This is a genomic window from Streptomyces sp. NPDC054813 (assembly GCF_053611365.1).
This window is the reverse complement of record NZ_JBSHAF010000002.1, coordinates 54,551-78,359: the sequence shown is the minus strand read 5'-3', so window position 1 is coordinate 78,359 and position 23,809 is coordinate 54,551. Positions and strand designations below refer to the sequence as shown.

The 23,809-nt window shown below is 71.4% G+C and carries 19 protein-coding genes and 3 pseudogenes; 10 read left to right on the top strand and 12 right to left on the bottom strand.

The genetic code is table 11. From position 1 onward, the window contains the following. The first annotated feature begins 6 nt into the window (after positions 1–6). The 3 genes and pseudogenes from ACWGJB_RS03700 to ACWGJB_RS03690 all read left to right on the top strand — a co-directional run bounded on the left by ACWGJB_RS03700 (position 7) and on the right by ACWGJB_RS03690 (position 3,979). The gene (locus tag ACWGJB_RS03700) at positions 7–2,391 is read left to right on the top strand and encodes a phosphoketolase family protein (protein WP_453378650.1); all 2,385 of its coding nucleotides are present in this window, start codon (positions 7–9) and stop codon (positions 2,389–2,391) included. Between the two features lie 563 nt (positions 2,392–2,954). After that, positions 2,955–3,431, top strand: a pseudogene (locus ACWGJB_RS03695) (GNAT family N-acetyltransferase); the annotation flags it as partial. 53 nt (positions 3,432–3,484) lie between these two features. Then, positions 3,485–3,979, top strand: coding sequence for a flavodoxin domain-containing protein (locus tag ACWGJB_RS03690; protein WP_453378649.1), 495 nt, complete (start codon positions 3,485–3,487; stop codon positions 3,977–3,979). A 151-nt stretch (positions 3,980–4,130) separates the two neighbouring features. Here ACWGJB_RS03690 and ACWGJB_RS03685 read toward each other — a convergent pair whose 3' ends face one another. The 4 genes and pseudogenes from ACWGJB_RS03685 to ACWGJB_RS03670 all read right to left on the bottom strand — a co-directional run. Then, positions 4,131–5,051: a DUF1918 domain-containing protein gene (locus ACWGJB_RS03685; RefSeq protein ID WP_453378648.1), complete on the bottom strand. Its 921-nt coding sequence runs from the start codon at positions 5,049–5,051 to the stop codon at positions 4,131–4,133. 361 nt (positions 5,052–5,412) lie between these two features. Next, on the bottom strand, positions 5,413–5,814 hold the full coding sequence (locus ACWGJB_RS03680) for a universal stress protein (RefSeq protein ID WP_453379023.1): 402 nt from the start codon (positions 5,812–5,814) through the stop codon (positions 5,413–5,415). Positions 5,815–6,145: 331 nt separating this feature from the next. Then, the gene (locus ACWGJB_RS03675) at positions 6,146–6,340 is read right to left on the bottom strand and encodes a hypothetical protein (RefSeq protein WP_453378647.1); all 195 of its coding nucleotides are present in this window, start codon (positions 6,338–6,340) and stop codon (positions 6,146–6,148) included. Between the two features lie 190 nt (positions 6,341–6,530). Continuing rightward, positions 6,531–6,815: pseudogene (locus ACWGJB_RS03670) on the bottom strand (STAS domain-containing protein); the annotation flags it as partial. 278 nt (positions 6,816–7,093) lie between these two features. Between ACWGJB_RS03670 and ACWGJB_RS03665 the strand changes: the two are divergent. From ACWGJB_RS03665 to ACWGJB_RS03650, 4 genes are all read left to right on the top strand, one after another. Then, positions 7,094–8,161: a zinc-dependent alcohol dehydrogenase family protein gene (locus ACWGJB_RS03665; protein ID WP_453379022.1), complete on the top strand. Its 1,068-nt coding sequence runs from the start codon at positions 7,094–7,096 to the stop codon at positions 8,159–8,161. A gap of 23 nt (positions 8,162–8,184) precedes the next feature. Continuing rightward, positions 8,185–8,859, top strand: coding sequence for a helix-turn-helix domain-containing protein (locus ACWGJB_RS03660; RefSeq protein WP_453378646.1), 675 nt, complete (start codon positions 8,185–8,187; stop codon positions 8,857–8,859). Positions 8,860–8,927: 68 nt separating this feature from the next. Continuing rightward, on the top strand, positions 8,928–9,368 hold the full coding sequence (locus ACWGJB_RS03655) for a pyridoxamine 5'-phosphate oxidase family protein (RefSeq protein WP_453378645.1): 441 nt from the start codon (positions 8,928–8,930) through the stop codon (positions 9,366–9,368). A 29-nt stretch (positions 9,369–9,397) separates the two neighbouring features. Beyond that, entirely contained in the window at positions 9,398–9,586 is a 189-nt protein-coding gene (locus tag ACWGJB_RS03650; RefSeq protein ID WP_453378644.1) for a universal stress protein, read from the top strand. 10 nt (positions 9,587–9,596) lie between these two features. On the opposite strand, the gene ACWGJB_RS03645 is transcribed toward ACWGJB_RS03650, so the two are convergent. Both ACWGJB_RS03645 and ACWGJB_RS03640 read right to left on the bottom strand, forming a co-directional pair. Then, positions 9,597–10,061 (bottom strand): pyridoxamine 5'-phosphate oxidase family protein, encoded by a 465-nt coding sequence (locus tag ACWGJB_RS03645; RefSeq protein WP_453378643.1) that lies wholly within the window; start codon positions 10,059–10,061, stop codon positions 9,597–9,599. Between the two features lie 220 nt (positions 10,062–10,281). Further along, positions 10,282–10,491: pseudogene (locus ACWGJB_RS03640) on the bottom strand (PEP/pyruvate-binding domain-containing protein); the annotation flags it as partial. Positions 10,492–10,754: 263 nt separating this feature from the next. On the opposite strand from ACWGJB_RS03640, the gene ACWGJB_RS03635 reads away from it, so the two are divergent. Next, a complete protein-coding gene (locus ACWGJB_RS03635; RefSeq protein ID WP_453378642.1) occupies positions 10,755–12,473 on the top strand; it encodes a sensor histidine kinase in 1,719 nt (572 codons plus the stop codon). A 137-nt stretch (positions 12,474–12,610) separates the two neighbouring features. Beyond that, on the top strand, positions 12,611–13,312 hold the full coding sequence (locus ACWGJB_RS03630; protein ID WP_453378641.1) for a CBS domain-containing protein: 702 nt from the start codon (positions 12,611–12,613) through the stop codon (positions 13,310–13,312). Between the two features lie 404 nt (positions 13,313–13,716). On the opposite strand, the gene ACWGJB_RS03625 is transcribed toward ACWGJB_RS03630, so the two are convergent. The 3 genes from ACWGJB_RS03625 to ACWGJB_RS03615 form a co-directional block, all read right to left on the bottom strand. Further along, positions 13,717–14,382: a CBS domain-containing protein gene (locus ACWGJB_RS03625; protein ID WP_453378640.1), complete on the bottom strand. Its 666-nt coding sequence runs from the start codon at positions 14,380–14,382 to the stop codon at positions 13,717–13,719. Positions 14,383–15,287: 905 nt separating this feature from the next. Further along, positions 15,288–16,253, bottom strand: coding sequence for an alpha/beta fold hydrolase (locus ACWGJB_RS03620; protein WP_453378639.1), 966 nt, complete (start codon positions 16,251–16,253; stop codon positions 15,288–15,290). Between the two features lie 203 nt (positions 16,254–16,456). Beyond that, positions 16,457–17,359 (bottom strand): LysR family transcriptional regulator, encoded by a 903-nt coding sequence (locus ACWGJB_RS03615; RefSeq protein ID WP_453378638.1) that lies wholly within the window; start codon positions 17,357–17,359, stop codon positions 16,457–16,459. A 168-nt stretch (positions 17,360–17,527) separates the two neighbouring features. Between ACWGJB_RS03615 and ACWGJB_RS03610 the strand changes: the two genes are divergently transcribed. Next, a complete protein-coding gene (locus tag ACWGJB_RS03610) occupies positions 17,528–19,024 on the top strand; it encodes an MFS transporter (RefSeq protein ID WP_453378637.1) in 1,497 nt (498 codons plus the stop codon). A 254-nt stretch (positions 19,025–19,278) separates the two neighbouring features. Here the strand turns inward: ACWGJB_RS03610 and ACWGJB_RS03605 are convergent, their stop codons facing one another. The 3 genes from ACWGJB_RS03605 to ACWGJB_RS03595 form a co-directional block, all read right to left on the bottom strand. Next, positions 19,279–21,363 (bottom strand): SpoIIE family protein phosphatase, encoded by a 2,085-nt coding sequence (locus ACWGJB_RS03605; protein WP_453378636.1) that lies wholly within the window; start codon positions 21,361–21,363, stop codon positions 19,279–19,281. Between the two features lie 188 nt (positions 21,364–21,551). Continuing rightward, positions 21,552–22,631 carry a S1 family peptidase gene (locus ACWGJB_RS03600; RefSeq protein ID WP_453378635.1) on the bottom strand — a complete coding sequence of 360 codons (1,080 nt, stop codon included), beginning with the start codon at positions 22,629–22,631 and terminating at the stop codon, positions 21,552–21,554. Between the two features lie 232 nt (positions 22,632–22,863). Continuing rightward, positions 22,864–23,712, bottom strand: a complete 849-nt coding sequence (locus ACWGJB_RS03595; protein ID WP_453378634.1) for a slipin family protein — start codon at positions 23,710–23,712, stop codon at positions 22,864–22,866. Positions 23,713–23,809: the final 97 nt, after the last annotated feature.

Here is a 23,809-nt window from a genome sequence, read left to right as displayed (position 1 = left end):
CATCTCATGTCCAAGGTCGAACACCAGGACGCCACCGTACTTTCCGACGACGAACTGCGCACCCTGGACGCCCACTGGCGTGCCGCCAACTACCTCGCGGCGGGGCAGATCTACCTGATGTCCAACCCGCTGCTCACCGAGCCCCTGCGGCCCGAGCACATCAAACCCCGGCTGCTCGGCCACTGGGGCACCTCGCCGGGCCTGAACCTCGTGTACACCCACCTCAACCGGGTGATCAAGGCCCGCGGACTCGACGCGCTGTGCGTGTGGGGGCCGGGGCACGGGGGTCCGTCCGTGCTGGCCAACTCCTGGCTGGAGGGCAGCTACAGCGAGACCTACCCGGACGTGTCGCGCGACCGGGAGGGGATGGGCCGGCTCTTCAGGCAGTTCTCCTTCCCCGGTGGTGTACCGAGCCATGTGGCCCCGGAGACGCCCGGCTCGATCCACGAGGGCGGCGAGCTCGGCTACTCCCTCGCGCACGCCTACGGCGCGGCCCTCGACAACCCGGACCTGCTGGTCGCCTGCGTGATCGGCGACGGCGAGGCGGAGACCGGGCCGCTGGCCGCCTCCTGGCACTCCAACAAGTTCCTCGACCCGGTCCACGACGGCGCCGTGCTGCCGATCCTGCACCTCAACGGCTACAAGATCGCCAACCCGACCGTCCTCGCCCGCGTGCCCGAGGCCGAACTCGACTCGCTGCTGCGCGGCTACGGCCACGAGCCGATCCATGTCACGGGTGACGACCCGCGCGAGGTCCACCGCGCCATGGCGGCGGCGATGGACGACGCGCTGGACCGCATCGCCGTGATGCAGCGCTCGGCCCGCGAGGACGGTGTCATCGAACGGGTGCACTGGCCGATGATCGTGCTGCGCACGCCCAAGGGATGGACCGGCCCGGCCGAGGTGGACGGCGTGCCCGTCGAGGGGACCTGGCGGGCCCACCAGGTCCCGCTCGCCGGAGTCCGCGAGAACCCCGAGCACCTGCGGCAGCTGGAGGCGTGGCTGCGGTCGTACCGGCCCGAGGAGCTCTTCGGACCCGACGGGCGGCCGGTCGCCGACGTGCTCGCCTGTGTCCCCGACGGTGCCCGGAGGCTGGGCGCGTCCCCGTACGCCAACGGCGGCCTGCTCGTCCGCGACCTGCCCCTCGCCGACCTCGACGAGTTCGCCGTCCCCGTGGACAAGCCGGGCACCACCCTGCACGAGCCCACCCGGGTCCTCGGCGACCTCCTCGCCCGGATCATGAAGGACACGCGGCTGCGCCGGGACTTCCGCATCGTCGGCCCCGACGAGACCGCCTCCAACCGGCTCCAGGCCGTCTTCGACGTCAGCGGCAAGGCCTGGCAGGCCGAACTGCTGCCGGTCGACGAACACCTCGAACACCACGGCCGGGTGATGGAGATCCTCTCCGAACACCTCTGCCAGGGCTGGCTGGAGGGCTATCTGCTGACCGGCCGGCACGGACTGTTCTCCTGCTACGAGGCGTTCGTGCACATCGTCGACTCCATGGTCAACCAGCACATCAAGTGGCTGAAGACGTCCAGGGAGCTGGCCTGGCGCGCACCCATCGCCTCGCTCAACTACCTGCTCACGTCCCATGTCTGGCGCCAGGACCACAACGGCTTCTCGCACCAGGACCCCGGCTTCGTCGACCATGTGCTGAACAAGAGCCCGGAGGTCGTACGCGTCTACCTCCCGCCGGACGCCAACACCCTCCTCTCCGTCGCCGACCACGCCCTGCGCAGCCGCGACTACGTGAATGTGATCGTGGCGGGCAAACAGCCCTGCTTCGACTGGCTCTCCATGGACCAGGCCCGGGTGCACTGCGCCCGCGGTGCCGGGATCTGGGAGTGGGCCGGCACCGAGAACGGCTCCCGCGAGCCCGACGTCGTCCTCGCCTGCGCCGGCGACGTGCCCACCCAGGAGATCCTCGCCGCCGCCCAGCTGCTGCGCCGGCACCTGCCACAGCTGGCCGTGCGGGTGGTGAACGTCGTCGACATGACCCGGCTGCTGCCCAAGGAGGAACACCCGCACGGGATGACCGACTTCGAGTACGACGGCCTGTTCACCACCGACAAGCCGGTGATCTTCGCCTACCACGGCTACCCCTGGCTGATCCACCGCCTCGCCTACCGCCGCACCGGCCACGCCAACCTGCATGTCCGCGGCTACAAGGAGTCCGGCACCACGACCACGCCGTTCGACATGGTCGTCCGCAACGACCTGGACCGCTACCGCCTGGTCATGGACGTCATCGACCGCGTCCCCGGACTCGCCGTACGCGCCGCCGCCGTACGCCAGCAGATGGCCGACGCACGCACCCGCCATCAGGCCTGGATCCGCGAGCACGGCACCGACCTGCCCGAGGTCGCCGACTGGACCTGGGCGGGCTGAACACCCGTGCACCGGAAAGGAGTTCGTCACCGCGACCGTACGCGTCGGCACCGGCTCCTGGACCTGACGGCCCTGGTGGCCGAGGACTGATCCGGGCTCCGGAGTCATCTCGTCCTGCCCTCGTCGGCCGACCGGACCCCCGGTCGCCGGCGGGGGCAGTCGCGCTCAGCGGCCTCGGCTCCCACTCGGCCTCCTGATCAGGGCCGATCGGCCCCCACCTCGCCCCGGACAGCCCATGGGACCAGGCCCCGCCGAGCTGGATGCTCGAAGTACCAACCGGTACGGAGGAGACCCGCGATGACCGACGACCTGCTCGAACGAGCCCCCGCCCACGCGCTGCTCGCGGACGGCACGACCGGGTGCATCCGGCCCGTGGCGCCCGGCGACCACGACCGGCTGAAGGGTCTCTACGACGCGATGTCCTCGGAGAACCTCCGCCTCAGGTTCTTCTCGGTGAGCCGGCGCTCGGCCGCGATGGCCGCCGACCGGGGCGTGTGCCCCGGCCCGCCCCGGCTACCGGGCGCTGCTGGCCGAGGCGCAGGGCCGAGTGCTCGGCCTTGCCGGGCAACCGCGTCGCCATCGTCACCAACGCGGGCGGCGCCGGAGTACTGGCCGCCGGCGCCTGCGCCGAGGCGGGGCTCGACCTGCCGCCGTTCACCCCGACGATGATCGACGAACTGCTCGCCGTGCTGCCCGACGGAGCGGCCATCGGCAACCCGATCGACGCCACCGCCGCCGTGACCGAGGAACAGCTCACGGACTGTGTCGACGCGCTCATGGAGTATCCGGGCATCGATGCCGTCCTGGTGGCCCTGGTCCCGACCGCCCTCGCCACCGCGACCGGCGACAACTTGGTACGGGCCCTCACCGGGGCCCCCGACCGCAGGCCCAAGCCGGTCCTCGCCGTACGCCTGGAGCAGGACCTGCCGGTCCGGCTGCTGCCCGCCGCCGACGAGGGCGGCACCATCCCGGCCCACGCCGAACCGCAGGCGGCGGCACGCGCGTTGGCCCACGCGGCCGACCGCGCGGCCTGGCTCGCGCTGCACGGCGCAGCCGACGACTGGCTGCGCGGACTCTGAGAGGGGACCGTCCCATGACCGGCACTGTGTTAGTCACCTACGGCACCAAGAACGGATCGACGGCCCACATCGCCGAAACGATCGCCGACACCCTGCGCGAGAACGGGCTGACCGTCGAGACCATGCGGGCCACGTCCGTGCCCTTCGTGGACCGGTACGCCGCGGTCGTGGTCGGCGGCGGACTGTACGCCGGCCGCTGGCACAAGGACGCCCGGACGTTCATCCGCCGCCACCGCCACGACCTCGCCGAGCGGCCCGTGTGGTGCTTCAGCAGCGGCCCGCTCGACACCTCCGCCTCCGAGCGGGACATCCCGCCCGTGCGTGGGGTGCGCCGCACGATGCAGTCCCTGCACGCACGGGGCCACGCCACCTTCGGCGGCTGTCTCGACGGCGACGCGGACGGCTGGCTGGCCCGCAGGATCCTGCGCTCCGAAAAGGGCGGGGACTTCCGGGACTTCAAGGCCGTGGAGGCGTGGGCGTCCGGGATCGCCGGGGAGTTGAAAGGCTGACAGGACTCGCCGCGCCTCAGCCTCGACCGAAGCCGCAGACCATGAGCCCATTTCGAGCGGGCCCCGCCAGCTGGTCCTGGCGGGGCCCGCTCGAGCCATACGAGTGTGGGCGGCGTGATGACGCCGACGATGTGAACTCCGCGGTCCTCGGCTACCGATCCGCCGATGTGATGCGGCGGCCAGTGAGGCTTCGGGGCCGGATCGACACCCACATCGCGCGCTCGCCGCCCGCCCATGGAGTGGCGTGGGCGTACTGAACGAGCCTGCGTACCGCCTCGGGTTCCGTCACGATGCTTGCCCGCCCGAGGGCGAGTACGCTCCAGCCCACGCTCAGTGCATCGTCCACACGGTCGACCTCGAAGGCGACCTCCTCGTCCACCACCGTCGCGGTGACGGACTCCGGCGCGGTCCGGAAGACGATGGCGCCGTCGATGACGTCGTAGTTGACCGGGACGACCGCCGGGTGACCGTCCAGCGTCGAGACCGTGACGCGTCCGACCCCGTGTGTGGAGAGCAGGGCCCGGCATTCCTCCGGGGCGAGGTCGCGCAGCCGTGGGTGGAGCAGCGCGTGGCCCTGGCCGGGCGGGAGGTCGACGCCGGCGCCGTACAACGCGCTGACACTGGTGCCCAGTGCCTCTGCCAGCCTGATGACCGTCCCCAGGGCCGGGGCCGTGGGGTGCTGCTCCAGACGGTCGAGGTATTCGGGGGCCATGCGGGCGCGAGCGGCCGTCACTTCTCGGCTGAGGCCCCGCCGTCGCCGTTCCGCGGCCACCCACCGGCCGAAGTCTCCGGGACTGGCCGCCCCGCCGGATGGCAAAGGCGGGGACCAGCTCTCCGCCTCACCCGTGTTCCCCGGTGATTCGTGCGGGGGCCCGGGCGGTCCGTGCCGCAGATGGTGGATGTGCGCGTCGGGCCCGGGAAAGACGAGCGTGACCTCGCCCGAATCCGACCAGCGCACGTCGTAGGGGGGTGTGCCGTCCTCGTGGTGGAGGCCGATGATCTCCCCGTCGCGCCTGGTGGCACCCGTGGCCGGGCTTTCGATCACGAGTTGGTCGCCGAGGTGAGCTCGCATGGTCGCCGCCCTCTCCTCAGAGTGGTGCTGTCTCCACCCTGCCACGCGGGACACCGCACAGCGCGGGCGGGCACGGCCACCGCGTCGCGGCACACCTGCGTGCCGTCGGTGATGTCGGCGGTGGCGTTCGGATTGCTTCAGAGGTGACGGCCAGTCGTCTGAGAGCTGCCGGGCCAGGTCGTCCATGGCCCGGCCTGCCTCCGGCTCGTCGCCGATCTCCGGCGCAGGGGGCTTCACGGGTCTTGCTCAGGGTGAAGGCGCCCACGAACGCGCACTACCGATCAGCCGACTGTGCCCTGGGCTCTTCGGCCCGGAAACCCTGCGTCCCCAGGCGTCTGCACGCCGGCGAGGCGACCTGGCCTCAGGACGGTACGACAGCCACGGCGCACGTGCCTCGCCGCAGCAGGGCCCGAGCGGCCTCTTCCCAACCGATGGTTCCTGAGTCACGGAGGACCACGACCAGCCCGGCGCGCTCGGAGCAGTGCAGCAGTGCCTCCGCGGGACCGAACAACCGGACGTCCGCGAGTACCTGCACGGCGGGGAACTTCTCGCACCACGGGCGCAGTGCGTCGTCCAGTAGCTGGGCCTCGTGGTCCTCCCAGGTCGCGCGATCACTCTCGGGTACGCCGAAGGGCCGGTCGGCGGCATCCGCGGGCAGCGCCCAGGCGTGCACGGCGTGCAGGCGTACGCCTCGGAGCCGGGCGCTGTCGAAGGCGAAGCCGAGGGCTGCCTCGGAGGGGTCGCGGGCGTCGACGCCGAGGATGACTCCCGCCCGTTGCCGAGAGGTGGCGAGACGGTGGGGGGACGAGTACGACAGGGCAGCGGGCGGCGCCGACGAGCATGGCCGGAGGGGAGCCGGAGCCCGACGGGACGGCGGCGTCGTCCCGGCTCACGCCGCAGACGATCAACGATGCTGGGCCGGGCTCCCGCACCGGATTGTGCGCCACCCGCAGCACCGCACCCCGCAGTCGGGCCTCGTCGGTTGCCCAGTCGGTCGCGGCCCGGCTGGGTGCCGATGTGCCGGTATGAGTGAGGAACACGGGTTCCATCGCCGTTCGCCTCCCGAGCAGGTGTGGGTTCGAGGGGGCCTGATCTCAGCCGGTCTTGTGACCCCAGCGAGGTCCGACGGCGTTCCACTCGCGATCCCACAGGTCGAGCCGCCGCTGCTCCAGCCGCCACCGGGCGACCGCTCCGGCCCCGAAGACCGCCCCGGCCAGCGCACAGGTCCGCACCTCCTCCTTGTCGTGGTGACACCTCCGACGGTGGCAGCCGCCCGAGTACCGGGACATGGGCCGACCAGGGACCACCATGGGGCCGCCCGGGACCGACTCCGCTGCTGACAAGGGCCGTTCGGCCCACGGCGGGAGAGAGGCAGGCGACCGCGAGGGAGGCTGGTCCCGATAAGTCCTTGCCGCCGAGGGCCTCGCTGAGGCCGGGATACAACTCGAAGGCGCCACTCAGGCCCGTGCAGTGCAGCAGCCGCAGGAAGCCGCCGCCGGGCACGACCAGCCGGAGTCTGCCGATGCGGGACCGGACCCGGTTGCGGGCCCGGCACAGCAGGCTGAGGCCGGTGCAGTCGATGAAGGAGACGGGGCTCAGGTCGAGCACCAGATCGGGCTCCGCACCGGCCGTCAGGGCGTCCAGGGCCGCGGAGAGGACCGGAACCGCGAGGAGATCGATTTCGCCGTGCAGGGTGACGACGGTGGTGCCGCCGTCGGTACGTGCCGTGTGGTACGCCGCGGACCTGGTGTGGTTGTCGTCCATGGATACACACAAGTGCAGTCGGCGGGCCGTACGGAAGGGCCGTTCGGCCCTCTTGGAACCATGGCGGCAGGATCCGAACAGCACGTGTTCCGGTGCTCCCGCGCGCAGGGCCGTCCGGCGGGGGGACGGAGTCCAAACGGCCCAAGCGGACCGGTTCGGGACAGGACAAGCTGGATCTGCGGGGCGATACCGGCAATACCCGGGCGCCCGGCCGGCACCCGCCGTCGACGCTCGCCGACGCCGCGCCCCGCAGCGGACCAAGGACGGTGAGTGACCCCATGAAGGCCTTCGTCTTCCACGGCCCCGGGCAGTCCGCCTGGGAAGCGGTCCCCGATCCCGCGATCAAGGAGCCCACCGACGCCGTCGTGCGCGTGGACGCCGTCACGATCTGCGGGACGGACCTGCACATCCTCAAGGGCGACGTCCCCGAGGTGCAGCCCGGCACGATCCTGGGTCACGAGGCCGTCGGCGAGATCGTCGAGGTCGGCAGTGACGTACGGACGGTCCGGCCGGGAGACCGTGTCCTGGTCTCGTGCATCAGCTCCTGCGGGCGCTGCCCCTACTGCCGGGAAGGGATGTACGGCCAGTGCCGGGGCGGCGGAGGCTGGATCCTCGGCCATCTGATCGACGGCACCCAGGCCGAGTACGTCCGCGTCCCCTTCGCGGACCTGTCCGTCCACGCGCTGCCCGCCGCCGTCGACAGCAAGGACGCCGTCCTCCTCGCGGACATCTTCCCGACCGCCTACGAGGTGGGCGTCCGCAACGGCCGGGTGCGCCCCGGCGACACCGTCGCCGTCGTCGGCGCCGGCCCCATCGGCCTCGCGGCGATCACCACGGCACGGCTGTTCGCGCCCGAGCGGATCGTCGCCGTGGATCTGGCTCCGGCCCGTCTGGAAGCGGCCAAGAGGTTCGGCGCGGACGCCGTCGCCGACGCCCGCGAGGCCCCGGAGCAGCTGATCGCCGACCTCACCGACGGGCTCGGCGCGGACGTCGTCATCGAGGCCGTCGGCGTACCCGAGACCTTCGAACTGTGCACCCGCATGGTCCGGCCCGGCGGACACGTCGCCAACATCGGCGTGCACGGCAAGCCTGCCACCCTGCACCTCGAAGACCTGTGGATCAAGAACGTGACCATCACCACGGGCCTGGTCGACACCCACTCCACCCCCACCCTGCTGCGAATGGCCGCCGCCGGGCGGCTGCCCACCGCACAGCTGGTCACCCACACCTTCCCGCTGGACCACATGGCCGAGGCGTACGACGTCTTCGCCCGGGCCGCCGACACCGGCGCGCTCAAGGTCGTGCTCGGCGGGGAGCAGCACGAGGTAGCCGTCCGCGGGACCTGACCCACGAGAGGACGTGACCGGTCATGACCGAACAGGTACGGCCGAACACGGCAGAAGCACCGCCGCTGGGAGACCTGGGGCGCCGCCTGGCGGCCCGCCGCAAGGAACTCGGCCTCACCCGCGAGGAGACGGCCGAACGGGCCGGCATCGCGCCGGGGTACCTGCGGTACCTGGAGGAACGCCCCGAGGCCACGCCGGGCACGGGCGCCCTGCTCAGGCTCGCGAACGTGCTGCACACCACCATGCCGCACCTCACCGGAGGCGACACCGAAGCCCCGTCCGGCCGAGCCAGGGCGGGGCACCACCCCCGGTTCACCGAGTTGAACCCACCCGAATGCAGGGCGCTGCTCGGTTCGCACGGGGTGGGACGTCTCGGAGTCGGCACCGCGTCGGGCCCTGTCGTCGTGCCGGTCAACTACACCGTCGTCGACGGCGCGATCGTCTTCAGGACCGCCGACGACGCCACACCGGCCATGGCCCCGGGCTGCCAGGTGGCTTTCGAGGTGGACCGCATCGACGACGCCTTCAGCCAGGGCTGGAGCGTGCTGGTGCGCGGACCGGCACGTCGCGTGAGCGACACGGAGGAGGTGCGCCGGCTCTCCGCGTCGGTCCACAGCACTGCGTGGGCGGGCGGCGAGCGTGACCTGTGGGTGCGCATCGAGCCAAGCTCCGTGACCGGGCGTCGCATCACGGTCTGACCCGGGCCGCGCCGTGCGACGGAGCAGCCACACACCAACGCGGGACGAAGCGAGAGACGAGACGGCCGATGTATGCCAACGACGGATTCTGTGAACTCGACCGGCGGGAGTGCCTGAGACTGCTCGCCCGGGTGCCGGTCGGCCGGATCGTCCACACCCGGCACGCGCTGCCCGCGGTGCTGCCCGTCAACTTCACCCTGGCCGGTGACGGAGGGGTGTTGCTACGGACGTCCGCGGCCTCGGAACTGGTCCGCGCCATCGACGGTTCGGTGGTCGCGTTCGAGGCCGACGAGTTCGACGACGCCACCCACTCCGGCTGGAGCGTCGTCGTGACCGGCACCGCGACCCTGGTGAGCGACCCGGGCGAGCACGAACGGCTGGTGCGTCACGGCCCGCGTTCCTGGGTTCCGTCCCCCCAGGAGGTCTTCGTGCGCATCGAGCCGGAGCTGGTCACCGGACGTCGACTGACCGGCGGACGAACGATGTACGGCCTGGACCCTGTCTCCTGAATTTCCGTCATTGGCGGCACCAGGGTCCGATGGGCCCACCGCGAGGACCTACGGTCCCGCCTGCCGCGAGCAACGCCTCCCTGGTGGTCGTCGGCCGCCGGGTCCGCCGGGCCCCGCTCGGCTCGCGCATCGGTCCGGTCACCGACGCGGTACTGCGCCACGCGGCCGCGCCTGTGGCGCTCGTACCGCACGACCGACCGCCGGACTGCGCCCCCTGAGGCCGTCGGCTCAGCGGGGGGCCGCCCGGCCGTCGGCTGTGAGGACGACTCCGGTCACCAGATCGGGGTGGATGCGGACCGCGTGTTCCATGGTCCGGTCCGACCAGGGCTGCAACAGCGCCTCGTAGCGGGCCAGTTCGAGCGGGTCGGTCACCAGGTGGGCGTAATCGGTGACCACCACGCTCCAGCCGAGGTGCGTGACCGGGTCGATGTCGTCCGCCTCGTAGGCGACGACGACCCCCGAGCCGTCGGTCTGCCGGGTGTGCGAGGTGAGCGCGGCGCCCTCATGGGTGCGGATGACGATGACCCCGTCGACGAGGACATGGTTCACCGGACGGACGGTGGGGAGCGCCTGCCGGGTGAAGGCGACCCGGCCCAGCGACACGCTGCCGAGCAGACGCAGTGCCTCGGCACCGTCGAGTTCGATGCTCCTTCGCGCGGCCGGCGGGGCACACGCGCTGTCGTCCTTGGCCATGGCGGGCTTCCGTGGGTGAGTGGCGCTCGCGGCCCAGGGGGGCGGCCGTTGCGCGCGTTCTTCGGTCGACTCGGTGACGAGCGTGGTGGTGCGGGCGGAGCGACACCGCGGGGGATCGGTGCCGCTCCTGATTCCAGTCTCGCCGGGGCCATGGTCCGGAGCAGGTGCCGATGGTCACCTGTTCGGGACCGGTCGGCCCTTATGCGTAGGGCGGTGTGCCGTCCGTGGACTGTCCCAGCCGGCGCCCGGCCACGGTCTCCAGCGCGGACAGATGGCGGGAGACCTCCTCGGACATGCCCTCCGGCTCGTCGCCGGTGGCCAGGTAGGCCCGGCAGGCCTCGGTGGACAGGGTGAACCCGGGCGGGACCGGCAGCCACAGCCGGGTCGTCTCGGCGAGGTTCGCGCCCTTGCCGCCGAGCAGGCCGGCCATCTCGCGGCCGCCCTCCGTGAAGTCCTACACGTAATGGACCATGACGCGGTCTCCTCCGTCGCACTGCGGTGTCGGTGCGGTCCCAGCGTCGAACGACGGGGCATCACGGAGGCAGGTGCTGCGTCCCCCGGTAGGGCCGATCGGTCCCACCGGGGGACGCTGACGACTTGGCCCGATCCAAGTGTCCACCCCGGTCGCCGCCCATTACGGTGGCACTGACCGGACCTGCCGGTGTACGGGTCGACGGGATCTGGAGGACCACGGTGGAGAGCCCCGAGGCTGCCCGCATACGGTTGCCGCAGCTCAGGCTGGACGAGCTGCTCGAAGAGCTGCAGGCGCGGCTGGACGCAGCGCGCGGTACCCGCGACCGGGTGCACCGCCTCCTGGAGGCGGTCCTCTCGGTCGGCCGGGAGCTGGACCTGGAGCAGGCCCTGCGCAGCATCGTGGAGGCGGCGGCCGTGCTGGTCGACGCCGAGTACGCGGCCCTTGGCGTGATCGGGCCGGACGGCAGGCGGCTGTCAGCGTTCCACACGGTCGGAGTGAGCGAGGAGCAGATCGCCGCGATCGGGCCGTACCCGGAGGGACACGGCATCCTGGGAGAGCTGATCCGCCATCCGGAGCCACTGCGCCTGGCGAAGATCTCAGAACACCCGGCTTCGTACGGCTTCCCGTCGAACCACCCGCCCATGAACACCTTCCTGGGCGTCCCGATCCGGGTACGCGACCAGGTCTTCGGCAACCTGTACCTGACCGAGAAGCGGGGCGGGGCGCAGTTCGACGAGGACGACGTGTCGGTGACGTCGACGCTGGCCGTAGCGGCCGGTGTGGCGATCGACAACGCCCGGCTGTACGAGGAATCACGGCTGCGCGAGCGCTGGCTGCGGGCGAGCACGGAGATCACCCACAGCCTGATGTCCAGCAGTGAGATCGCCGAAGCCCTTGGGCTGATCGCCGAGCAGGCAAGGGAGATCACCGGCTCGGCACTGGCCGCCGTCGCGACGCCGATGCCGGACACCGACTCGCTCACCGTGGAGATCGCCGTCGGCATGGACGCGGACGAGCACCGGGGGCTGGTGCTGCCTCTCGACCAGACCCTGATGGGTCTGGCGTTCTCCCGAGGTGCTGCGGTGACCAGCGCGGATGTCGTCCACGACGAACGGGTCTCGCCCGAGCCGCCGCGTTTTCGAGGGCTCGGCCCCGCCGTGGCCATCCCCATCGGCAGGGGCGAAGCCGGTGTGCGCGGTGTGGTGCTGCTGGCGCGCGAGGCGGGCCGACCACAGTACACCGGCAAGGAGACCGAGTCGCTCCAGGTCTTCGCGGCCCAGGCGGCCATCGCGATGGAGCTGGCGGAGCGACGGCGGGACGCCGAGGAGATCGCGGTGCTGCAGGACCGCGACCGGATCGCGCGGGATCTGCACGACCTGGCGATCCAGCGGCTGTTCGCCACCGGGATGACCCTGCAGAGTGCCGGGCGCTTCATCGAGCACACGGAGGCGTCCGAGCGGGTGCTGCGGGCCGTGGACGACCTGGACGAGACCATCAAGATCATCAGGTCGACCATCTTCGGGCTGCGGGCCCGCGAGGGCACCTCCGGCGCCGGCCTTCGGAGCCGTGCCGTGCGGGTGGCCGGCGAGGCGGCCCCGACGCTCGGATTCGCGCCGAGCGTGCGCATGGAAGGGCTGATCGACACCGACGTGCCCAAGGAGATCGCCGATCACGCCGTCGCCGTTCTCTCCGAGGCCCTGACCAACGTCGCCCGGCACGCCCGCGCCGACCGCGCCGAGGTCGTTCTGACGACCGACGGACGCGAACTGGTGCTGACGGTCAAGGACAACGGCATGGGCATCCCGCCCGAAGGACGTCGCAGCGGTCTGCGCAACCTGGCGGAGCGGGCGGAGGAACTCGGCGGCCGACTGGAGTGGGACTGCCCCGAGGGCGGCGGTACGACGCTGGTGTGGCGGGTGCCGGTCGCGAAGCCGTAGCAGCCGCGCGGACCTGCCTCCCGGTCCCGGCCGGGGACGACCGGGACCGGAGGGGGACCGTTAGGCCCATGTTTTTCGCGGACGGGTGACCGAGTCTGAGGGTGTCGGACTACGGCAGCCGAACCCTGGAGGTCGCCATGACGGGCACTCCACACGTCGTGAGCGACGTGATGACCCACACCGTCCTCGCCCTGCGCCACGGCGCGGCCTTCAAGGACATCGTGAAGGCCCTGCAGCAGTGGCAGGTGAGCGCGGCTCCTGTCCTGGACGGCGACGGGCGCGTCGTCGGCGTCGTCTCGGAGGCCGACCTGCTGCGCAAGGAGGAGGCCCACGGCGATGCCCGGGACCGCCGGCTTCACCCCGCCGGCACCAAGGCCGCGGCGCTCACCGCCGAGGAGCTGATGACCGCTCCGGCCGTCACCGTCCGCCTCGAAGCCACGCTGCCCGAGGCCGCGCGCACGATGGCCCGGCACAAGGTCAAGCGGCTTCCGGTGGTCGACGTGGACGGCCTGCTGAAAGGCGTCGTGAGCCGCGCCGACCTGCTGAAGGTGTTCCTGCGGGACGACGAGGAGATCGCCGAGGAGATCCGGCGCGAGATCGTCCCGCATCTTTTCGCCGACTCCACCGAACCGGTTGGCGTGCAGGTCAACGGCGGTGTCGTGACCCTCACCGGCCGTGTCCCGGACACCACGCTGGTGCCGGTGGCTGTCGGATGGGTGCGGAGCGTCGGCGGAGTGGTCGCCGTGGAGTGCGCGCTGGCCGGCCCGCGCCACCGTCCGGACCTCGACCCCGATCTTCCCGACGCCGAGCGCTTCCCACCGGACCGGGGCCACCGATGACCGGGGGAAGTCGTGGGTCGCGGTGCGCTGGCCCACCGCCGACGGCCTCTCGACCACCGGCCAGGCCCAGGCCTTCAGCAGTGAGGAGAGGGCCGACCAGAACCGGGGCAGGGCCGGTCCCCCCACGGCTGCACCAACGCCCTGACGCGAGGCTGGAGATGAGAATCCGAGAGGAAGAAGCACACGAGTGGCATGCGCGAGCGGCTGCGCGGCTGGCCGATGCTGCCCGACGACCTGTCCGGCTGGGCCGCCGAGTCCGGGCTTCCCTGGTCTGCGCGGCATCCGCGTGGAGGAGGAGTTCAAGGACGCCGAATACGTGCTGTGGGCCGAACTCCCGGGCGCACACCGCCGCGTCGAGTCGTCAACGGGCGCGGGACGGCGGTGTTTCCGTACGCCCAGGCCTGTCAGCGCGGGTCGTTCCGCGGGGACATCGGCATGAGGCAGCAGCGGACGTCGACCACGCCCTCGACTGCGCGGGCCAGTTGCTCGGCCACCCGGGCCAACCCGTTGTCGTCGACCCACCCGGTGAGGCTGACGACACCTTCCGCAACCTCGACCTGAATGTGGTCGGCGGAGAGCGGGAAGAGGCGGTCGACGACTTCGTGCCGGACCTCTTCGGCGAGTTCCTCGTCGTCCCGCAGGAACACCTTCAGCAGATCCGAGCGGCTGACGACGCCTTCGAGCACGCCCTCGGCGTTGACGACGGGCAGCCGCTTGACCGTGCGCTGGGCCATGATGCGCGCCGCCTGGGCGAGCGTGGCATTCGGATGCACGGTCACGGCGGGCGTGCTCATCAGCTCCTCGGCGGTCACCGCGCCGGCCTTCGCCAGGTCGTCGAGGCGCTGCCGCTGGGTGAACCGGTCCGGGTCGCTGTCCCGGAACTCCTCCTTCGGGAGCAGATCGGCCTCGGAGACGACACCGATCACCCGGCCCTCGCCCTCCAGCACGGGCAGGGCGCTGACCTTCCACTCCTCCATCAGGGTGACGACGTCCTTGAACGGGGCGTCGCGGCCGACGGCGGCGACCGAGCGGGTCATCACGTCGCTCACGGTGTGCGGTTTGCCGTGCATGATCTCCTCCTCGGGAGGATGGGCGGGGCCGAAGGGTCCCTGACCCCAGGGTGTGCCCGGCCAGGACCCGGCGCCACGGGCCGCCCGGACCTGGCACAGGGTCGTTCGGCCCTCGGCGCGGGCATTTCGCGCACAAGGCCTCCCGAGCGCACGGCACCTTCCCCACACCCCCGCACGCCGGAGACCCGCACTCCGTCGCCTCCACCCGACGTGGCACGACAGGGCGGGAAGGGCGCCACCCGCCTCTCGCGGATCCTGATTGCGTGGTGCGCGGCCTTCGCCGACCGCCCGCCCGCGTTTCTTGCGGGTCCGTCCCGCCGCATCAGGCAGCACATCACGAGGGATGTGCCTCGCCCCCCCCGCCACGGTGATGGGCCTGGCTGTCAGGTCTGGTCATCCGCGGATCACCGACCTGCCCCCACCGACCTCCGGCTTGCTTGGTCGGCAGAGTCGCGCGACCGCCGGATCGCGGACCTCCTTGACCTGGCGAACAGCATCGTGCCGTCAGCGCCGCCGCGCACCACCATCACTCCCGCCGCCGGCTGAAGGCCGTCACGCACGGCAGTCCTTCCTCCTTGCCGGGCGCCGAGCTGTCCTTTCACCCAGATGACGCTGTCGGTGTTCCTTTAGGTGGGGAATTCCTGGCAGAGACGCCGGAATCGGCTGGGTGGCTTTGCTGGACGGCCGGGCGTTGGACGGTTTCGGAGTCGGTGGCCTCGCAGCAGACGAGGCCCCGCCGACCGCTCGTCCCGGGTGCGTTGGTGCTTGCTGTGCACGCCTCCTGCCCGCTTGCGGCAGTCCGGGCACCGGTCTGGGCGAGCAGTGGACACCGCCTCCTCGACCGGCTGCTGGTCGCCCTTGGCCTGCCCGCGCCTGGGGTTGCCGCACGAGGCGCTTGCCGAACCTCAGCCGCCTGCGAAGAAGTCGAGGTAGGCCTGGGCCAGGGCGGTCGGGTTCTCCAGCGCGATGTTGTGACCGGACGCGGGGATGACGGCGCCGCGGACGTCACGGGCCACTTGCGCGAGCTGTCTGGACACTTCGTCCCCGAGATAGGCCTGCGCGCCGACGGCCAGGACCGGGCAGCTGATCGGGTCGGCGTAATGCGGGCGGTTCTGTTCGGCGTCGGTCTGGCGGGCGCGGTACATCTCCAGGATGGCCCTGGTGCCGCCCGGCTGCTCGGCCGAGTGCACCATGTCGTCGATGTCCTCCTCGGTCAGCGCGCTGGGGTCCCACATCTGGCGTCTGGCGTAGTACGTCCAGAAGGGCCGTTCCCTTCCGGCCAGCAGCAGTTCGGGCAGGTTCGGCAGGCTGAAGAAGCTGAAGTGCCAGCCGGTGCGGCCGTCGTCGGCGGCGAGCGAGGGGTCGTGTTCGCCGCCCGGCAGTCCTGGGCCGGCCGGCAATCCCGGTAGGAGCGTTTCCTGGAAGACCAGTTGCCGCACCCGGGGCCGGTGGAAGGCGGCGACGGCGTAGGCGATGGCCGCACCCCAGTCCTCGCCGGCGACGCGGAACCGGTCGAAGCCCAGGTGGGTGGCGAGTTCGGCGACGTCACCGGCCATCGTGGCGGTGTCGTAGCCGGTGAGGGGGCGCTGGGAGCCGCCGAAGCCTCGGTTGTCGACCGCGACGACGGTGTAGTGCGGGGTCAGCAGCGGCACGACGTGGCGCCAGTACGACATGGTCTTCGGTACGCCGTGCAGCAGGAACACCGGCTCGCCGGCGCCGCCGATCGCGTAGTGGATCTCCACGCCGTTGACCTTGGGCTTGCCGTGTGTGAGCCGGACTCCGGCGTGGTCGGTGAGGTTCATCTCGGCGAACTCCTTCTTCGCTTCGGCCGTGCAGGCGCCGACCGGGCTGCGGATCTTCCGGAGTGGCATCTCTTTTCTGCCGTTGGGCCCGCGCCCACGGTCGGCATGGAAGTTCCGCCCCGTACAACCGCGCCTCCGTCGCCGCCGATGTCGCCTGCGTCGCGTCTGCCTCAGATGGAGTCCATCTGGCGATCAGATGGTCGCGGCATGAGCGCACCCGCAGCCGCGCCACTTGCGAGTCGACAGGGCCGCGTTGGCCGACAGGCGTCGGGTCAGCTGCCCGCGTGGTGGATACGCAGCAGCTGGTCGGCGAACCGCCGTGCTGCCGGGCTGGTCTCGCCCACCGAGGGCAGCATCAGGTAGATGTGCCTTTCCAGACGCACGCCCTCGACCGCGATGAGCCGCAGAACGCTGTCCGGTGCGGTCAGCACCGGGTACTGCAGGCCGACCGGAGCGAAGCCGATACCGACGCCCGCGCTGACCAGCTCGAGGAACAGTTCCCAGTCGCCGACCTCACAGGCGATGCGGCGCGGTATTCCTTCGCCGGCGAACGCGGCGTCACTCAACAGGCGAGCCGTCCACCCCGGGGGTACCTCGACGAACCGCTCGTCGGCGAGTTCTCTGATGTTGACCTCGGCCCGCTCCGCCAGGCGGTGATCAGCACGGCAGACGAGGTGCAGCTGCTCTCGCGCCAGGCGAGTCATCCGGACGCCCGGGACCTGGCCGACCGCCGGTCCGATCACGCAATCCAGTTCTCCCGTCTCGACCATCGAGATCATCGTCAGCGCGGGCGCGTACTGCAGGCGCAGGTCGATGCCGGGATGATCGCGAGTGAACTCACCGAGATAGGAAGCGAACGGCACCAGATGCTGAGCGGAGAGCGAGACCCCGAGGCGCAGGGTGCCGATGAGCACGTCACGGGTGTGGTGCACGGCCTCTTCCGCCTGCGCTGCGCTGGCCACGGTCCGGCGAGCCGGGCCCACCAAGGCCTCGCCGGCCGCGGTGAGCCGGACGGGCCTGGTTCCGCGGATGTAGAGGGGCGTACCGAGTTCGCGTTCGAGGGCCTGGAGCGAGTTCGACAGGCCTGACTGCACGATGAGCTCGCGCTTGGCGGCTCGGGTGATGCTGCGTTCCTCGACCAACGCCAGGAAGTGACGTAGCTGTCTGAGTTCCATCGGCCACCGCCTCCAGGACTGAATCACAGCACATCCGGCCATCTTTGATCTGCCAGACAGATGCACTGTATCTGTACGCACTGCCGCCGGATCGCCATCGAGGTTCCGACGGGCGTGGTTGACGCCGACGAACCAGCAAGGAACACAGTCAGGACAGGAGATTTGCCCATGGCGGACCACTCGACGGATGGCACCGCGCCACTGCCGACTGCCGGCGGCTCGCGGCGGGCCGTGTCTGTCATCCCGCTGATCTGCGCCGCCCAGTTCGTGCTGCAGCTGGACTTCAGCATCGTGAACGTGGCGCTGCCGTCGATCCAACGGGAGCTGAGCATGCCCGCAGCGGAATTGCAGTGGATCGTCACCGGGTACGCGCTGGCGTTCGGGTCGCTGCTGCTGGCGGGCGGCCGCATGGCGGACCTGCTCGGCCGGCGACAGGTCCTGGCCGTCGGCCTGGCCCTGTTCGGGATAGCGTCGCTGGCCTGCGGGCTCGCGCAGTGGCCGATCATGCTGATCATCGCCCGGATCGTGCAGGGCGCGGCCGGGGCGATGGTCTCCCCGGCGGCGTTGTCGCTGCTGACGACGACCAACGCGGAAGGGGCCGCGCGCACCCGGGCGCTGACGATCTGGCAGGCCACCACCGCGGCGGGCGCGACCGCAGGGATCGTGGCCGGCGGGCTGCTCACCCAGTACTTCGGCTGGCGGGCGGTGTTCCTGATCAACCCGCCGGTCATCGCCATCATGCTCGCGCTGGTCCCGCGGCTGCCGGCCGGGAAGCGGTCCGGCAGCGGCGGGAGCGTCGATGCGCGCGGGGCGCTGCTCGTGACCACTGGCATCGCGGCGCTGATCTTCGGGCTCAGCAGCGGGCAGCAGCACGGTTTCACCGCGCCAGCCACCCTCGTCGCGCTGGCTCTGGCAGTGCTTCTGACCACGGGCTTCGTGTTCGCCGAAAAGCGGTCGGCGGCCCCGATGCTGCCCCTGTCGATCCTGGCGGAGCCGGCCCGGCGGGCCGCGATCGCGGCCATGCTGCTGATCGGCGCCATCCTGGCCGGCTACGTCTACTTCGCGTCGCTCTACCTGCAGAAGGTGCTGGGGTTCAGCCCGCTGGAGACCGGCCTGGCGCTGGTCCCGTCGACCGTCACCGTCGTGCTCGTCTCCGCCCTCGGTACCCGCCGGCTGCTGGCCCGGTTCAGCATCAAGGCCGTCCTGCTTGCCGGGCTGGCCTGCATGGGCGCCGGGCAGCTGTGGCTTGCCCAGATCACCGCCGGGGCCGGCTACCCCGCGGCGGTGCTGCCCGGCCTGGTGCTGACCGCGGCCGGGGTCGGGCTCGCCCTGCCGACCGCGTCGATCGCGATCACCAGCGGAGTCCGGGCCGGCGACCAGGGACTGGCCGGCGCCCTGTTCACCACCAGCCAGCAGACCGGCGCCGCGGTCGGCCTCGCGATCCTCGCAACCGCCGCCGCGGCCACCTCCGGCCACAGCGGCTCTCTGGTGGACGGCTACCGCCTGTCGTTCCTCATCGCGACCGGTCTCGCAGTCCTCGCCGCGATCATCGTCGCGCTCCAGCTCGGCTCGAAATCCCACCGCGTTGAACCCGAGCACCAGCAGACCGCCCCCGACGGACCGCCCGCCGCACCGACCGCCCCGGCGCAGCTGGACAAGGGGTGACCGGAAGCGTCTACCCGGCGAGCTGCTCGCCGGGCCGGCCGCCGTCGTCCGGGTCCGGGTCCGGGCCGACGGCCTCGGCCGGGGTCCTGGCGATGCCGCTCACCTGGAAGGTCCCTGCGACGCCCCCGCCGCGGTCGTGACCGGCGGCAGCATCGGCGCGGGCACGGTTGCGGGCCGCGCGGCCCGCAACACCGCGACAACGCCCGGCTCAGACCGGCGTGACCCGGCGACGGCGCGAACCGGCGGTGCGCGGTCTACGGCCACTGGCGACGGCGGTCCGGGGGCGGGAGGGCCTGTTCGGCCCACACGGTCTTGCCGTCGGGCGTATGGCGGACGCCCCAGTTCTGTGCGAGCTGGGCGACGATGAACAGGCCGCGCCCCCCTTCGTCGGCGGTCTTCGCATGGCGCAGCCGCGGTGCGAGGGAGTTGCTGTCGTGGACTTCGCAGGTGAGGGTGCGGTCCTTGATGAGCTGCAACCTGGCGGGCGGGGCGCCGTAGCGGACGGCGTTGGTGACCAGTTCGCTGACGATCATTTCGGTGGTGTAGGCGGTCTCCTCGTCGACGCTCCACCGCACGAGCTGGTGGCGGGCCTGGCCGCGGGCCGTGGCGACGGCCTTGGGGTGGTGGCCGAGATGCCAGGTGGCGACCTGGTCGGCGGGGAAGGGGTGGGTGCGGGCGAGGAGGAGGATGACGTCACTGTGACGGCAGTCGTTCCGCAGCCGGTAGAGCACGTCGTCGCACAGGTCCTGCAGCGGCCGCCCGGGGTGGGCCAGCACCCGTCGCAGGGTGTCCGGGGCCGGTGAGGCGTGCAGCAGGGCCGCGGTGTAGAAGGCGAGGACGCTGCCGTCGGCGACGGAGACCGTGGTGGCGGCGAAGGGCGGGCCCGCGGCGCTGCCCAGGGGAGGTCCGCTCGGCAGGTCCAGGATCTCGGTGGTCCCGTCGGGATGGGCGATGACGGGTGGGGGATGCCCGGCCAGGGCGACGGTGCAGGTCTGGGCGAACGGGTCGTGGACCGCGTACAGACAGCTTCCTGTCAGAGGCACGGGGTCACCGGGCGGCAGCGCCACGCGTTCCTTGGCGAGGCTGAGGGCGGTGTCGTTGAGGCGGGCGAGGAGTTCGTCGGGCTCCAGGTCGAGAGCGGCCAGGGAGTGGACGGCGGTCCGCATCTGTCCCATGGTGATGGCCGCGTGGATGCCTTCGCCGGCGACTTCCCCGACCACCAGTGCGGTGCGGGCACCGGACAGGGCGAAGGTGTCGAACCCGCCGCCCCCGCCCGCCTCGGACGGCACATGCAGGTACGCGGTCTCCATGGTGCTCTGCGGCGCGGGCTGGGGTGGCAGCAGGTGCCGCTGGACCGTCAGGGCGATGGTGTGTTCGCGGGTGTAGCGGCGGGCGTTGTCTATGCACAGCGCGGTGTGAGCGGCCACTTCGAGGGCGAGGGTGACATCGCCCTCGTCGTAGACGTCGGATTGGTCGGTGCGGTACAGGCTCAGCAGTCCCAGCACGGTTCCGCGCACGGTCAGGGGTGCCGTGATGAGGTGGCGGGCACCGGAGGCGCTGATCGCCTCGGCGCGCGGCGGGTCGGCCGCCAGCCAGGGCGTGTCGGGGGTCAGGGTGACGAGGCGGGGCTTGAGGTCGGTCAGCGTCTGGGCGTAGGGCGTGGGGAAGGGCAGGGCGCGCACGTCGCCCACCGGATGTGCCTGGATCTGCTCCTCGCCGCCGCCGTGACGGTAGGCGGCACGGCGCAGCGGCACCTCCGGTCCCAGCGGGCTCAGCGGAGGTTCCTCGCCGCGTATCACGGCGTCCACCACTTCCACCACGACGATGTCGGCGAGGTCCGGCACCACGGCCTGGGCCAGTTCCTCGCAGGTGGCGACCACGTCGAGGGTCCGTCCGACGTGCTCGCGCACGGAGCCGAGGACCCGCATACGGAGACCGACCTTTTCGCACTCGGTGACATCGAGCATCTCCGTGAGCACGCCCCAGACCTTCCCCTGTGCGTCCTCCAGACGGGACACCGAGACGGAGAACAGGTACTCCGGCCCCGGTGCGCGCTTCCGCCGCACTCCTACGAGTCGCCCCCGCACCGGTTCACCGCTCTCCAGCACGCTGCGCAGCATCGCCTCCACCTCACCGGGTGCGGAAAGGTCGTACACGTCGGTGATGTACCGGCCCGCGACCTGTTCATGGGGCGCCCCGTGCAGATCCGGTCTGGTGCGGTTGATCCGCAGGATGCGCAGCTCCGTGTCCAGGACCAGCAGGCCGGTGGGCGACTGGTGGAACAGGGCTTCCAGCACTGCGGCACCCTTGCCCGGCGAGACGGCTTCGTTGTGCGCCACGGCAACCCACCTCCCTAGTCCAGCCTGCACCGAGCCCCGATGAGCCGCTCCCTCGCCCGGCTGACGTGTCGTGTGCACGGCAGGGCGATACCGGCCTGCGCCCACGTCCGGCGGACGCCGCCCGGTGCGCGGCATGGAGATGCCCCGCCCCCGGACGGGGGCGGGGCATCTCGGGGATTCGGCGTGGGTCAGCCGATCTGGGTGCCGGTGGCCGACAGCGCCTCCGTCACCGGCTGGAAGAACGTCTCCCCTCCGGAGGTGCAGTCGCCGCTGCCGCCCGAGGTCAGGCCGATCGCGTTGCTGCCCGAGAAGAGCGAGCCGCCGCTGTCGCCCGGCTCGGCGCACACGTCGGTCTGGATGAGCCCGCTCACCGTGCCCTCCGAGTAGTTCACGGTGGCGTTGAGCCCGGTGACCGTGCCGTCGTGGACCTGGGTGGTGGAGCCGCTGCGGGTCACCTTCATGCCCACGGTCGCCTCGGCCGCGCCCGTGATCTGCTGGGTGGAGCCGTTGTAGAGGTCGACCTCGCTCGGGTGGTCCACCTCGGAGGTGTACTTGACCAGCCCGAAGTCGTTGCCCGGGAAGCTGGACTGGGCGTTCTGGCCGATCACGTTGCCGGAGGAGTCCGACCAGCTGGTGATGGCGTCGGTGCAGTGCCCGGCGGTCAGGAAGTACGGCTCGCCGCCCTTGACCACGTTGAAGCCGAGCGAGCAGCGCCCGCCCGACCCGCTGATCGCGTCACCGCCTGCGATGAAGGGCTTGAACTCCCCCTTCGAGTGCCGGAGTTCGACCTTCTCGCCGAGCCCGTCGACGACCTTGGTGAGCTTGGTCAGCGCGGTCCCGGCGACCGTCTTGTCGGCGGTGACGACGACCTTGTTGGTGACCGGGTCGGTCGCCCACGAGGTGCCGGGGATGGTGGCGTCCTGCTTCAGCGTGGTCCGTGCGCCGTCGAGTTCGGCGAGGGAGTTGGCGACGAGTCTCGCCTTGGCCCCGGCCGCCTCGACGGTCTGCGCGGCGGTGTCGTCGAGCACGTTGACGACGAGGCTCTTCGCCTTGGCGTCGTAGTACGTGCCGGCCGCGTCGGTGCCGAGGTCGGCGGCGAGCGTCGAGGCGAGCTTTCCGGCCGCGGGTGCGGACAGGATCTGCGGTTCGGCGGCCTTGGTGGGCTCGCTGGCGTTCGCACTCTGGAAGGTCACTCCGGCGGCGACGAGCGCGGCTACTCCCGCGCCCGCCAGGGCCGCCCGGCGCCTGGGTATGCGTCGGTGCTTCAACTCATGTCCTCCTGTGGGGGGTCGGCCCGTGAGGTTGTGGGGACCTCGGGGGCCGGAAGGCTGGTTGACGGGCGCCTACTATTCCGACACCCACAGGGAGCACACAAGGTCGACTTCAGGACGCGCGTGCGCGGATGTTGTGCGCCCCCTGCGCCCGGGCCGTTCACAGTCACCCCAGGAGGGTTCGCACTGCAAACACTACGGGCGAGTAACCCTCGGCGGAGAGTGACCCTCACCCCTGGCCGGAATTGGCCCCTCCAGGCTCGCCAGGCTCGCCTTTGGCCCTGTTCACCGCGGACCCGTCGGCCCCGGGCGGCAGTTGCTGCTGGGCCCGCTCCAGGAACCGCAGCAGTTCCACCGGGAACGGCAGCACCAGCGTCGAGTTCTTCTCGGCGGCGACCGCCACCACCGTCTGCAGCAGCCGCAGCTGGAGCGCGGCGGGCTGCTCCGACATCTCCTTCGCCGCCTCCGCGAGCTTCTTGGAGGCCTGCAGTTCGGCGTCGGCGTTGATGACCCGGGCCCGGCGCTCCCGGTCGGCCTCGGCCTGCCGGGCCATCGACCGCTTCATGGTCTCGGGCAGCGAGACGTCCTTGATCTCGACGCGGTCGATGGTGACGCCCCACTCCACGGCCGGGCTGTCGATCATCAACTCAAGGCCCTGGTTGAGCTTTTCACGGTTCGACAGCAGGTCGTCCAGCTCGCTCTTGCCGATGATGGACCGCAGCGAGGTCTGCGCCATCTGCGAGACCGCGAACCGGTAGTCCTCGACCCGGACGACCGCCTCGGCCGGTCCGGTCACCTTGAAGTAGACGACGGCGTCGACGCGGACGGTCACATTGTCCCGGGTGATGCCCTCCTGCGCGGGCACGGGCATGGTGACGATCTGCATGTTGACCTTCTGGAGCCGGTCCACGAACGGGACGATCATGGTGAACCCGGGCTCGCGCACCTCCGGTCGCAGCCGGCCCAGGCGGAACACCACGCCTCGCTCGTACTGTCTGACGACCCGTGCCGCGGCCAGTGCGTAGACCGCTCCGACGGACACGAGAGCGGCTCCTGCCGCCACCAGCGCCTCGACCATGCCGGCCCCCAGGGGGTGACTCCAATGGTCCTTCGACGGTAACTCCGGCACCCCGTCAAAAGGGAGCCCCCGCACGCCGGTTGCGTACGGGGGTCCA

Excerpts from the sequence above, each read along its gene's own strand:
- ACWGJB_RS03675 (WP_453378647.1), bottom strand. The coding sequence starts at position 6,340 with ATGTCCCGGTACTCGGGCGGCTGCCACCGTCGGAGGTGTCACCACGAC.
- ACWGJB_RS03610 (WP_453378637.1), top strand. The coding sequence starts at position 17,528 with ATGGCGGACCACTCGACGGATGGCACCGCGCCACTGCCGACTGCCGGC.
- ACWGJB_RS03620 (WP_453378639.1), bottom strand. The coding sequence starts at position 16,253 with ATGCCACTCCGGAAGATCCGCAGCCCGGTCGGCGCCTGCACGGCCGAA.
- ACWGJB_RS03690 (WP_453378649.1), top strand. The coding sequence starts at position 3,485 with ATGACCGGCACTGTGTTAGTCACCTACGGCACCAAGAACGGATCGACG.
- ACWGJB_RS03660 (WP_453378646.1), top strand. The coding sequence starts at position 8,185 with ATGACCGAACAGGTACGGCCGAACACGGCAGAAGCACCGCCGCTGGGA.
- ACWGJB_RS03650 (WP_453378644.1), top strand. The coding sequence starts at position 9,398 with ATGGGCCCACCGCGAGGACCTACGGTCCCGCCTGCCGCGAGCAACGCC.
- ACWGJB_RS03665 (WP_453379022.1), top strand. The coding sequence starts at position 7,094 with ATGAAGGCCTTCGTCTTCCACGGCCCCGGGCAGTCCGCCTGGGAAGCG.
- ACWGJB_RS03685 (WP_453378648.1), bottom strand. The coding sequence starts at position 5,051 with ATGCGAGCTCACCTCGGCGACCAACTCGTGATCGAAAGCCCGGCCACG.
- ACWGJB_RS03625 (WP_453378640.1), bottom strand. The coding sequence starts at position 14,382 with ATGCACGGCAAACCGCACACCGTGAGCGACGTGATGACCCGCTCGGTC.
- ACWGJB_RS03645 (WP_453378643.1), bottom strand. The coding sequence starts at position 10,061 with ATGGCCAAGGACGACAGCGCGTGTGCCCCGCCGGCCGCGCGAAGGAGC.
- ACWGJB_RS03595 (WP_453378634.1), bottom strand. The coding sequence starts at position 23,712 with ATGGTCGAGGCGCTGGTGGCGGCAGGAGCCGCTCTCGTGTCCGTCGGA.
- ACWGJB_RS03630 (WP_453378641.1), top strand. The coding sequence starts at position 12,611 with ATGACGGGCACTCCACACGTCGTGAGCGACGTGATGACCCACACCGTC.
- ACWGJB_RS03655 (WP_453378645.1), top strand. The coding sequence starts at position 8,928 with ATGTATGCCAACGACGGATTCTGTGAACTCGACCGGCGGGAGTGCCTG.
- ACWGJB_RS03615 (WP_453378638.1), bottom strand. The coding sequence starts at position 17,359 with ATGGAACTCAGACAGCTACGTCACTTCCTGGCGTTGGTCGAGGAACGC.
- ACWGJB_RS03700 (WP_453378650.1), top strand. The coding sequence starts at position 7 with ATGTCCAAGGTCGAACACCAGGACGCCACCGTACTTTCCGACGACGAA.